General features: G+C 43.9%; 12 protein-coding genes. 6 read left to right on the top strand and 6 right to left on the bottom strand.

Annotated features, from left to right (window positions below; genetic code table 11):
• The first annotated feature begins 79 nt into the window (after positions 1-79).
• Genes kaiC through ACVW2L_RS10495 form a run of 4 tightly spaced genes read left to right on the top strand, consistent with a single transcriptional unit; the run spans position 80 to position 4,120 of the window.
• Complete coding sequence (gene kaiC, locus ACVW2L_RS10510; protein ID WP_457127919.1) at positions 80-1,837, top strand: circadian clock protein KaiC; 1,758 nt, start codon at positions 80-82, stop codon at positions 1,835-1,837.
• Positions 1,838-2,131: a circadian clock KaiB family protein gene (locus ACVW2L_RS10505; RefSeq protein WP_457127918.1), complete on the top strand. Its 294-nt coding sequence runs from the start codon at positions 1,838-1,840 to the stop codon at positions 2,129-2,131. It begins immediately after the preceding gene.
• Positions 2,132-2,134: 3 nt separating this feature from the next.
• Entirely contained in the window at positions 2,135-2,455 is a 321-nt protein-coding gene (locus ACVW2L_RS10500) for a circadian clock KaiB family protein (RefSeq protein ID WP_457127917.1), read from the top strand.
• 6 nt (positions 2,456-2,461) lie between these two features.
• On the top strand, positions 2,462-4,120 hold the full coding sequence (locus ACVW2L_RS10495; protein ID WP_457127916.1) for a PAS domain-containing sensor histidine kinase: 1,659 nt from the start codon (positions 2,462-2,464) through the stop codon (positions 4,118-4,120).
• Positions 4,121-4,351: 231 nt separating this feature from the next.
• Here ACVW2L_RS10495 and ACVW2L_RS10490 read toward each other — a convergent pair whose 3' ends face one another.
• On the bottom strand, positions 4,352-5,605 hold the full coding sequence (locus ACVW2L_RS10490; protein ID WP_457127915.1) for an alpha/beta fold hydrolase: 1,254 nt from the start codon (positions 5,603-5,605) through the stop codon (positions 4,352-4,354).
• A 136-nt stretch (positions 5,606-5,741) separates the two neighbouring features.
• Entirely contained in the window at positions 5,742-6,263 is a 522-nt protein-coding gene (locus tag ACVW2L_RS10485) for an REP-associated tyrosine transposase (RefSeq protein ID WP_457127914.1), read from the bottom strand.
• A gap of 123 nt (positions 6,264-6,386) precedes the next feature.
• Between ACVW2L_RS10485 and ACVW2L_RS10480 the strand changes: the two genes are divergently transcribed.
• Positions 6,387-6,650 carry a hypothetical protein gene (locus tag ACVW2L_RS10480; RefSeq protein WP_457127913.1) on the top strand — a complete coding sequence of 88 codons (264 nt, stop codon included), beginning with the start codon at positions 6,387-6,389 and terminating at the stop codon, positions 6,648-6,650.
• 240 nt (positions 6,651-6,890) lie between these two features.
• A complete protein-coding gene (locus ACVW2L_RS10475; RefSeq protein WP_457127912.1) occupies positions 6,891-8,522 on the top strand; it encodes an ArnT family glycosyltransferase in 1,632 nt (543 codons plus the stop codon).
• Positions 8,523-8,563: 41 nt separating this feature from the next.
• Here ACVW2L_RS10475 and ACVW2L_RS10470 read toward each other — a convergent pair whose 3' ends face one another.
• From ACVW2L_RS10470 to ACVW2L_RS10455, 4 genes are all read right to left on the bottom strand, one after another.
• Positions 8,564-9,091: a hypothetical protein gene (locus ACVW2L_RS10470; protein WP_457127911.1), complete on the bottom strand. Its 528-nt coding sequence runs from the start codon at positions 9,089-9,091 to the stop codon at positions 8,564-8,566.
• A 67-nt stretch (positions 9,092-9,158) separates the two neighbouring features.
• Entirely contained in the window at positions 9,159-9,734 is a 576-nt protein-coding gene (locus ACVW2L_RS10465; RefSeq protein ID WP_457127910.1) for a DUF1543 domain-containing protein, read from the bottom strand.
• Positions 9,735-9,744: 10 nt separating this feature from the next.
• Complete coding sequence (locus tag ACVW2L_RS10460) at positions 9,745-11,478, bottom strand: FAD/NAD(P)-binding protein (protein ID WP_457127909.1); 1,734 nt, start codon at positions 11,476-11,478, stop codon at positions 9,745-9,747.
• 82 nt (positions 11,479-11,560) lie between these two features.
• Positions 11,561-11,923 carry a hypothetical protein gene (locus ACVW2L_RS10455; protein WP_457127908.1) on the bottom strand — a complete coding sequence of 121 codons (363 nt, stop codon included), beginning with the start codon at positions 11,921-11,923 and terminating at the stop codon, positions 11,561-11,563.
• Positions 11,924-12,011 lie beyond the last annotated feature (88 nt).

Genomic DNA, 12,011 nt, shown 5'->3' with positions numbered 1-12,011 from the left:
GCACCTATGTAGTTTTAAGTTATTTTCTTAATTATTTATAAAAGAAAATAATATTTTTATAGTAATAAGAAAATATCGCATGAGTAAATCCCAAAAGAAAGGTTCGGTCACTTCATATCGCACATTGCCCAAATCAGCCACAGGTATTATCGGTTTAGACGAAATAACAGGTGGCGGATTTCCGACAGGCAGGCCAACACTTATATGCGGCGACGCGGGCAGTGGCAAGACGCTAATGTCTATGGAGTTTATTATACGCGGAGCAATAGAGTTTGATGAGCCTGGCGTGTTTATGGCCTTTGAGGAAAAGCCCGACGAATTAGCCATGAATGTTGCCTCTTTAGGCTTTGATTTAAAAAAACTGCAGACAGATAAAAAAATAAGGATTGACCACGTTCATATAGAACGCACCGAAATTGAAGAAACCGGCGAATACGATCTGGAAGGTTTATTTATCCGTTTAGGGCATGCCATTGATAGCATCAGCGCTAAGCGTGTGGTATTAGATACCATTGAAAACCTTTTTTCGGGCTTAACCAATGAGCGCATCCTTCGGGCCGAATTAGGAAGACTGTTTCACTGGCTTAAAGAGAAAGGCGTTACAGCAGTTATAACGGGCGAAAGGGGAGATGGAAAGCTTACAAGGCACGGTTTGGAAGAATATGTGTCTGATTGCGTAATACTGTTGGATCATCGCGTTATAGATCAGATATCAACCCGCCGCCTGCGCATTGTAAAATATCGTGGTACAGTACATGGCACAAACGAATATCCTTTTTTAATTGATGAAGAAGGTATTTCTGTATTGCCGGTAACGTCGCTGCATTTGGCTAAGGATGTGCAAACGGAGCGTGTGTCAACCGGTATTCCGGGACTTGATCAAATGTTAGGTGGGAAAGGGTTTTACAAGGGAAGCAGTATCCTTGTATCTGGCACCGCCGGAACAGGGAAAACCAGTATAGCGTCTTACTTTGCTGCGCAAGCCTGTAAGCGTGGCGACCGGTGCATCTACTTCTCATTTGAAGAATCGCCAAAACAGATCGTCAGAAATATGAAATCTATCGGTCTGAATGTACAGCAATATTTAGATAATGGGTTATTGCATTTCCACGCATCGCGGCCAACGCTGTACGGGTTAGAGATGCATCTTGTTGCCATGCATAAGCATATTCGCAAGTTTAAGCCGGATACTGTGATACTGGACCCCATAACCAACCTTATTACAATTGGTTCAGTAGGCGAGGTTAAATCAATGCTGGTACGTTTGCTTGATTTTTTAATGGAAGAGCAAATTACGGTGATGTTTACGGCTTTGTCATTAAATACAATAGTAAATGAGCAGACAGACGAAGGGGTATCATCATTAGTTGATGCCTGGCTGCTGGTGCGCGACATAGAGTTTAACGGCGAGCGTAACCGCGGTATGTATGTAATGAAATCGCGCGGCATGAAGCACTCCAACCAAGTTCGCGAATTTTTGATTACCGATACCGGCCTGAGCCTGGTGGATGTTTATTTAGGCCCGGATGGCGTGTTGACAGGCTCGGCGCGCGAAGCTGAACAACTTAAGGAACATACGGGTAAGGCGTTGCGCGATTACGCACTGGATCGTAAAGACCGCGAAGTGACCCGTAAACGCAAAGTCTTGGAATCTAAGATCTCCAGCCTGCAAACCGAGTTTGAATCGGTTGAGGAAGAGCTAAACAAGATTTATCTTGAAGAAGAACTGAAAAAAGAAATAATGGAGAAGAACCGCAGAGAGGTGATGGCACTGCGCCGCGAAAATAAGGATAATGAATTGGCAGAGGTTCCTGCTAAAAAGAAAGGTAAAAAATAAATGACACCCGTAAAATCAAAAAAAGCGTGGGAACTGAGGCTGTATGTTGCCGGTAAAACGGCTAAATCTGTTACTGCTTTAACTAATCTTCAAAAATATTGCGAAGAACATTTAAAAGGGCAGTATGTTATAGAAGTAATTGATCTGCTTGAAAAGCCACAGTTGGCAGAGGGCGATCAGATTTTTGCAATACCAACATTGGTTAGAAAGGTACCCGAGCCGATCCGAAAAATAATTGGCGATTTATCTAACGAAGAAAAAGTATTAGTAGGGCTAAATATTCGCCCTGCATAGCCGATGAAAGCAAACCAGTGGTTACAGGAAGGTAGCAGCCGAAACGACGATAAAATATCGTATAAATTGCGTTTATTTATTACTGGGGCAGCGCCTAACTCTACGCGTGCGGTTGATAATCTTATAGCTTTTTGCGAAAAAAACTTACAAGGCAATTATACGCTTGAAGTTATTGACGTTTACCAGCAGCCCGCTATTGCAGAAACAGAACAAATAATAGCCCTGCCTTTGTTAGTTAGGAATGCAGCAGAAACTAAAAGAAGATTGGTGGGGGATATGTCTGACACGCAAAAATTATATAGATATTTTAATATAACACCTTGATCACCCATGGAACAGCAACCCACATACCAACAGCTGCTGAACGAGAACAAGGAGTTACGGTGGCAGTTAGAAGAAGCAAATGATGCTATTGATGCTATCCGTAGCGGGCAGGTTGATGCCTTAATTGTAAAAAACGAAGACGGCCCTCAATTATACACTCTTAAAAGCGCCGACCAAACTTACCGGGTTTTTATTGAGCAAATGAATGAGGGGGCGGTAACTTTAAACAAGGAAGGGTTAATTCTTTACAGCAACTCGCGTTTTTCCGAGCTGGTTGGCAAGCCTTTAGAAAAAGTAATAGGTTTCAATTTCGCTGATTTTGTAATTGGCGATAAGGCTACCTTTTTTCATATAATAAACAGTAGCTGGAAGCAGGATTGCAAAGCCGAAGTGTCTATCGGTAGCGACGTTATTAGCATTCCGTGCTTGCTGTCTTGTAATGCGATGGATTTTGACGGTGGAACGGCTTTAAGCTTAATAATTACTGATCTCAGCATCCAGAAACAAAATCAAAAGCAGTTAGAGACGCAGTTTGGGCAGTTGGAAGAGGCGCAACTGCTAACACAAAAGCTAAACGATGAGTTAGAGGAAACCGTTAGGGAACGAACTAAAGATCTGATAATTAGCAAGGAACATCTAAGACTGCTAACAGACAACATTCCGCAGATGACCTGGACAAATTCCCCGGATGGTAAAATCACTTTTTACAATAAACGGTGGTATAGCTATACGGGTACTAAGCCCGTGCCGGGTGTATATGAAAGTTTTAGGTTCGTTATCCATCCGGACGATCTGAAATTGACCGAAGATCACTACTATAAAGCCATGCGCACAGGCGAGTTCTTTGAGTTTGAAAACCGTTACAGGCGGGCAGACGGAACTTATCGCTGGCACCTTAATCGGGGTATTCCGTTGTTGGATGAGGATGGCGAAATCTTGTTTTGGGTGGGCTCCGCTACCGATATTGAAGAACAAAAGCAAGCCATGGACAAGAAGGACGAGTTTATTGGTATTGCCAGCCATGAATTGAAAACGCCGCTTACAAGTTTAAAAGGTTACATCCAGCTAATGGGGATGTACAAAAAAGAAGAGGTGCCGGCTGTAATTAAGCAATATATAGCCAAGGCTAATAGCGCTGTTGTCAAGCTGCAGCATTTGATAAATGATCTGCTGGATGTAAGCAAAATACAGGCGGGGAGATTAGAGTATAAAATGGCTGATATCAACCTTGCGGAAATGTTGAATGCGGGTGTTGAGAATGCCATCCAGATGTACCCCGAATACACAATTGAACACAACATAGCTGCGGAATTGCCCGTATACGGCAATGCTGAACGGTTAGAACAAGTGATGAACAACTTGGTAAGCAACGCGGCTAAGTATTCAAGAACCGGAAGCAAGATAATGATTGAGGGGAAAGTCACAGATGGGAACGTACGCGTATCGGTAACCGACGAAGGAATTGGCCTCTCGGCCGAGCAACGCGAAAAGATCTTTGAGCGTTTTTACAGGGTGGAAGATAAAACCTATAGCGCCAGTGGCCTGGGCATGGGGCTTTACATCTCTACCGAGATCATCAACCACCATAAGGGGCAGATCAATGTGGAAAGCGAGTTAGATAAAGGATCAACCTTTTACTTTACGCTTCCCTTAAATAAGGTCTGAACACGCTTGTGTTTGTCCCACGCGTGCGCGAGACATTTTGGGACAACCGGGACACTCTTTGTAGTAAATAGTCGGCAGTAAGCATTTTCCGGTTTTTCGGCGGGACGAGTTGGGACTACTTATTCGTCAGGAAATTTAGCTGTGAATTGTAGTTAACGCGTTGATTTACAGTTATGCTAAACAGTGATGTTTTTTGCCTGATGAGACAGTCGTAGCGGGACACCAAACCCTCTACTTTAACCGATTAATAAACTCCACCAAAACCGGTACCAACTCAGGGTGCAGCGGCAGATCGGGTAGGGTATAGGTAGCTGCATTTTGTTGTATATCCGCAGGGCCTTGTTTTAAGATATGACTCATGCCATTTATCAGCTTAAACTGTGCAGAAGGTGCTGCGTTTCTTAACGTTTCTGCATTGTTTACGGCCACTTGTATGTCATTTGTGCCCTGTATTATCAGTTTCGGCACCGTTAGTTTGCTAATAGCTTTTGCGGGATCATATTTCATCCATGAAAACAAATAAGGCTGCACCACGGTGTTAAAGATCGAATTAAACGCCGGGTCCATTTTTTGTTTGGTAAAATTACCTGCCTTTACACTATCAATTATCGAAACCGCCTTTGTATAATCACTCGCAGAAAAACCGGCTTTAAGCTGTGTTTTTAAAATTACATCAGCAGGAACGCCCGGGCCAGCCAACGATATAAAGGCGTCCGCTTTTGCAGCCTCAACCGCCAGCATGCCTATTAACGATCCTTCACTGTGTCCGGCAACAATAACCTTGGTAAACCGCTTATCCGCCTTTAGCATTTTTATCATCGCTGCCGCATCGTCAACCATATCGTCAAAACTTACTTCCGCGGCAGGTTTGGTAGTGGTACTTTGGCCCACGCCGCGCTTGTCATAACGCAATACGGCAATGTCTTTAGCTTTAAGCGCCTCGCTTATCTGCAGCAGGTAATTTGGCTTTCCGTTTATCAGGGTGGAGTTACCATCGCGATCAGTAGGTCCCGAGCCCGCTATTAACAACACCACGGGCACAGCCTTTGATCCCTCAGGAACCATAAGCGTTCCCTTTAACACCGCGCTGCTGGTTTTAACCGTAACACTGCCGGGTGTTTCGCGTTTGTCAACATCTACAAAAAAGCCACCTACATTATTGGCAATATCAAAGCTGATATACAAAACTGGCCCCGAGCGTTCAAACGTGGCCAGGTACACTGTATATCCTTGCTGATTACTATAAAATTCGCTTTTGACCAAGTTGCCCAGACCGCCTTTCAACTGTTGCACGGCTACCTTCAACGCGGGTACAGTAAGCTTTGACCGCACATCATCAGCCATAAGCTCATATAAACTATCTGTTCTACCCGCATTGTAATAGGCTGTAAATTTTGCTGCTTGCCGGTCGGTAACAGCATGCTTTTGCGCGTACGCGGTATTTAGCATTAATAAGGTTATGAGCGATAGGAGAAAAGATTTCACGGGGATAAAAATTAATAACGCACATAACTTAATGCGATGGCGCTAAAGTACTGATTGATTTCTGTATATATATTAACGCCGCCTATCCAAGCGTCTCGCTTGGATACACCCATTTTAAGCGTCCCGCTTAAATTAACTAAGCAATTATTTTTAACGGACTTTCCGGGTTAGCGCTGCTATACCAGTATTCATAAGATGAGCCAACAAATCCTGCTCTAACCGGATTCTCTTGAACATAATCTATTTTTTGATCGATCACAGCAGGAGAGTAAAGTGAAACAGGATAATTGCCGTTTTGCCAAAACTGATGGCCTTCATTTAATGGATTATATTTCCCGGCGCGTTCAAAAGCTTTTATTATCCAATCGCGTCTGCTTTCCTGCGCGTTGTTTGCAATCATATCAAAAAGCTTTTTGGATGTATGGCTCTTAAACCGGCCTAACACATTACCCAGCGATCCTTGCGAAACATTGGCAACTAAGTGGATATGGTTGGTCATTATTACATAAGCATATATATTCAGACCCAAATGTTTTTGGCAATATGCGAGATTTTCAATTATAAAATCACAGTAGTAGCGCCTTGTAAAAACATCTATCCAATCAATTACGGTTAAAGTGACAAAATAAAGTTCGTCAGATGATGCATTCCGTGACACGGGCGAGGATTGTTTTTTTGCTCAATTTAATAATATATTCGTTATAATTTAAGCGGGACGCTTAAATTTTTGTGCGTCCAAGCTGCAAGCTTGGACGGGCGGAGTTATTGAGAATATAATAAAATGGGTACTATAAATATTAAGTGGTTGTTGTCATTATCCATATTGACTTTTGTACTGTCGACAATTCTTTCAAGCAATTTCAGCGGAGTAAGCGATGGTCTTACGCGTTTGGGATTCCCTATAGCTTTTATGCAGGATACCGGGGGTAAGTGCAAAGATTGCAGTGTTGCGAAATGGTTTAGATTTGGAAGCCTGATAATGGACATCGCTTTTGCTGTGGGATTGTCTTTAGGGATATTAAGTTTGTATAAAAAACTCCGGTAGTGGGTATTTATCCGCCTATCCAAGCGTCCCGCTTGGATACAACCAATTTAAGCGTCCCGCTTAAATTACTCTTCAACTATTGTTAATTGGGCAAAAAAAGTCTTTAGATTACCATGGTGGCGCTTAAATTTTTTTGCGTCCAACTTACAAGCATGGGCTGGCGTATACCGACCCCTAATTCCCCCAAGGTTTTCTAAAAAAAAATCATGACCTTGCACCCGTCAAAAAACAACGCTGTTGATGAAAAAATTAACGGAAGCGAATGCCCGCTCGTTTACCATAACGCTAATAACAATCACCTTTTTTATACGCCTGCTAATAGCCGCCTATACTGGCCTGGGCAACGGCGAGTCCTATTATTTCCGCGGCGCGTTGCACTTCGACTGGAGTTATTTTGATCAGCCGCCCTTGTTTTTCTGGTTGGGTGGTATCAGCATAAAATTACTGGGTCTTACCAATTTGGGCATTCGTTTTCCAACTGTTTTGCTGTTCGCGGGTACCAGCTGGTTGCTGTTTATCATCACCCAAAAAATATTTAATGCCAAAGCAGGCTTTTGGGCGGTAGTAGTAATGAATTTAAGCGCGGTGTTTACAGTAGCTACCGCCGTGTGGTTTCAGCCGGACGGGCCTTTAATGTTCTTTTGGCTGGCCGCCACCTGGTACCTGGTTAAACTGATGGGTGTAGGCGAGGAGCGGCTACTTGATGTTAAAGCCGACAAAGGCAAAATATACCGTTTATGGATATTGACAGGCATTTGTTTGGGCCTTGCAACCCTGAGCAAATACCATGTGTTGTTTATGTTCGCTGGTGTCTTTTTATTTGTATGTACCCGCAAGAATCAGCTGCACTGGCTTAAGCACCCGGGGCCATATATAGCTGTGTTGATTACCATTTTTATGGCTTTCCCGGTAATTTGGTGGAACTACAATAATAACTGGGTATCGTTTGTGTGGCAAGGCGAGCGCGCCGGTACCCGAGACCAGGCTTTTAAATGGCATTTTGATTGGTTTTTACGCAGCATTGGCGGGCAGGCTGCATGGCTGCTGCCATGGATCTGGTTCCCCACGGTAAGGCAATTATTTATAGCATGGAAAGAGCGCGCTAAACCCGAATATGGCTTTAACTTCTGGATGTCGGTACTGCCCATTGTTTTCTTCACGGTGCTTACCCTATGGGCCGATCTTCAATACCATTTCCACTGGCAGGCACCAGGTTACATGATGCTGTTTATGCCATTAGGGTTTGCCATTGACAAGGCATTGACAGGCACTGATGTAAACAGAAAGAAATTAACCCGCCGCTGGCTCAATTTCTCAATCTACTTTACAGTAATAACAATCAGCGTGCTTGGCTTGCACTTGGTTACGGGTTTTTGGCAAAGTTACGGCCCTAAATGGGTGGCAAGCCTGGGCGGCGGCAAGGTAGACCCCACCATACAAGGCGTTGATTATGATGAGGTAATGACCCGTTTTGAAAAAGAGGGCTGGCTAAATAATGACAAAATTTTTGCAGGCAGCCCCCGCTGGTGGCTGGCCGGCAAGGTAGATTGGGCGTTGAAGGGTAAAAAACCCATTATTTGCTTTAACCGCGATGCACGTAACTTGGCTTTTTTAGTGGACCCAAAAACATTATTGGGCAAAGATGCCATTGTTATTGGCGAGGCAAACGCTTACGATGAAACCATATACCGCGACGGCACACCCTTTTTTGATAGCATTACCCAACTGGCCGATATCCCCATCATTCGCGGCGGGGTGGTTGAAGAGCATCTGCAAGTGTATTACTGTAAAAACTTTCACCAGGCAAAAGCGCCGTTGAATGATTACCCGGTTTACCGTCAATTAAATGGTTTGGTGCCGTTTGGGAAGTAGGTTACACAGCAATAGCCGGTGATGAACCGAGGATGTTGGTATTATACACGCGCTTTTACCCGCCTGAATGTCCCCGCGCCTCCGGTATTCCAGGATGGCGCCGCAGTTACCTCTTTCTGCTCTTCTGCCTTTTTAATTAAACGATAGGTTAGCGTAGTTGCTACCGCAAACACAACATGCGCCGGTATACGTTGCAGATAGAACTTTGTATAATTTAACCAGGGTGGCAGGGGATGCGCTTTAAAAGTACCTTTCCATATTAATAACCCTATCAAGCCGCTTAATACCCCCAGTATAATGCCGTTGGTTATATTGTGTTTTATTTCCCGGTTTTCCCAAAGTTCCACATAAATAGCTGCAAATATAATACCCATGGTAAAGTGAGCGCCCCAGCCGGCTATAATTTTGGCTTGTTTGGATAAAGTGGGGGCAAGGCGCTTTATCATGGTCTCTAAATGGTCCGGCTCGCTAAAATTTTCGCCGGCAATTTTGGTCATTAATTCGCTTCCGAGCGTCATAATGAGTGTACCTGCGCTTCCGGATATAAATGTTTTTGCTACCTGGTTCATAACACGTGTTCTTTATAAAACAACGAGTCTGCCACGTTTTTTGTTCGACTCTATTTTTAAAAAGATGCTATGGGTGCACTTTGTCCAGCTTTAAATAGCCCAGATGGATAGCATCAGGTTGGCCGTCAGGTGCATGCGTAAGCTCAATCTGATATAAGGCTTTGTCATAGCTGCCAAGCAGGTCTTCAATGCGGTAGATCTCGTCTACATCTATGCCATATTTTTCGTCTATATGAGCGGCGGCGCTTTTAATAGCCTTAATGGTATTGCTTTTAAAAAACTCTGTAGTGGTGGCGGCTTTTACAGCCCATTTGCGGTCGTCTTGCACGGTTAATAGCGTATAGTGCTGCTCCTCGAGTTTGCCGCTTATGTAGCCACCCAGGTTTACAAAGAACAGACGCTTTCCGTTGTTGTTAATGGCAGAAGTTTTAGGTAAAACATTTACGCTAAAACCCTCCACTTGCGTTACCTCGCGCCAACCGTCAATATGCAGACTGCTGCCGGCTTCGGGCCAAAAATCGCGCATGCGGGGTATCAGTTCGTGCATTTCATGGGCAATGCCAAAAAAGAAATCGTGCTGCTCAACATTACGCTGCCGCGCCTTTGATCCTAATAACACCATAAAAAGTTTTAATTCAGCCATATCTTGAAACTTAGGATGCTTTTGCCAGTTTATCACCTTTCATGGCTTCAATTATAGCTGCCGAAGCTGCCTCACTAAAATCCAGTCCTGAATAGTCCGGGTTGTAACCGCCTATCAGCGGCACAGCCATAACATAGATCCTGTCGTTAAGCGCGTTAAATTTATCCAGGAGCTGAAAATGATCATTTATAGCCATGCCCGGCACTATTAAATAATATTCATCATCGGTGCCTTTTATAACCGGCTTGTCGCCACCATTTAACCAATCACTACCCACGGCGGCATCACGAAAGCGTATAGTAGCGTGACTGGCTGTATGATTCTCGACAAGGCTGCGGTAAGGAATTTCGTTAAAGGCCAAATGCTGCTGCCCTATGCAGTCAATAAATAAATTATAATGTTGCTCATGTTTGTGGCCTTGCCCGTCCATGTAACTGTACACGGCACCGCCATCTTCATGCGGTACAACTTCGCTGTCTTCGCCTACCGTTACCATGCTTAACCTGCCGGCATCATGCAGGGCCATCAGCGCCTCTGCCGAGCTTTGCGGTACAAATGCTATCACTACAGATATTAACGGCATTAGCGTTTTTTGCAGGCGCAGCATGTCTTCCGCCGAAAAATATTTTGCAGGGTAGTTCATCGCGAAGCTTAATACCGCCAGCATTTCCTTCCAGTATACCGATTCATGACGGATAATTGATTCGCGCGCTTCAACGTATTCCTTTTTTAGCAGATCAAACGGATCCTGCTCTTCGCGTTCGCTCATTATAAGTTCAACAAACTTTTCCATGTTCAGATCGGCTATCTTCTTATAATATGCGGGATCGTTCTTGCGGATGTAAGCTTTAAAATTTTGCTCAAAAACATAATCAAGCGACAAAAAGCCGTCGTTTTTTTCGCGGTTGGCTTTTACTTCTTCATCGCTTAACACCGTATCCTTACCCAAATGACTGTCTTCCAAATGGAAGCGTACAGCAGGCAGCAAACCGTTACGGGTATGCATTTTTATGCTAAAATACGAGCTATCCTCATTTACATAAAAGCGAAGAATACCTTTATCATCTTTTTCAAACCGGCCGTTGTGCCTGGCCAGTGTACGGATAGCATCAATAGCGGTTAATGACGCACCGCGGATAGCTACAGGGTAATTAGCTTGTAAAGCTATTTTTTGAGGCGGATAAGGCGAGTCGAACCAGCCGGAAACCGCATCTTCTTTGCCTTTGCGCCATAAGTGCCCGCTGCATATGATGACGCGGTTGTATTCATATTCGCCATTATCAGTAACAACGGTCACCGCATCTTTCCCCGGCTTATCTATAATATCACTCACCGTGGTGTTGTAATAAACAGTAGTGTTTATATTCAGGTCTTTGCCTTTTTTAAGCAGCATTTTAAACTGCGCATTAAGGTATTGCCCAAACAACAGTCTTGGCAGTACTTTATATTCGTTAAATTTTTCAGGATCGATATTGTATTTGTCCAGCGTGTCTTTAGGTACGCTTTTAATCCATTCAGATACCGTGGTAACCAACTCGGGTATCTCATTACCGGATACATTGGTAATGTGCTCATCGGCCGCGCCATCATGGCTGTAGGGCATTCCGCAGCCCAGATTATTGTTCTTTTCGTAAATATGTACTTCAAGTCCGGGTGTGAAGTTTTCCACCAGTCGTTTATACATAAACAAACCGCCCGGTCCGCCGCCGATAATGGCTATGGTATTATTCAGTTCTGCTTTCAACTTATAAGTATTTTCAGCATATAACCGCGTAATTCACGCTTTGTTCATTGCGGAAAATACTTGTCAATAAAACTTGTGGGAATTATCCTCTTAACCTAAGTTCAGGCACCACTATCTTTTCAATCAGCAGGCTTTTGTTATCATTTGCGTCTACATCTACCGCGCCATGATTGTTAAAGGCATCAACAGCTTCCTGCGCTTCGCGCGTTGATGCGGCGTGTACGGTAATTACAGTGCCGCTTCTTGCCAATGATGCATAGTGCTCAGCTTCGTCCTGGTTTTCGTACAGGTGGTTAAACAAGCCGTCTATCCGGTCCTCCGCAGACCTTGTCGGGTCGTAAGTATGGCGGTCAACATTTTCATCCTCAAACTCGTTGGCTACTAAATAATCTGCCGCTTGTTCAGCAAGTGAAGGGTCAGCAAAAATTCCTATTACTGTTATCATGTTTACTAAATGAATAACAGACTTAATTGTTTTACAGGCCGTTTATAAATATTGGCAGCGCATTTGCTATACCTAAACAACCTATAAA

The organism is Mucilaginibacter sp. HD30 (assembly GCF_054061755.1).
Note: the sequence above shows the minus strand (reverse complement) of the source record. Positions and strands in the feature narration are given on the sequence as shown.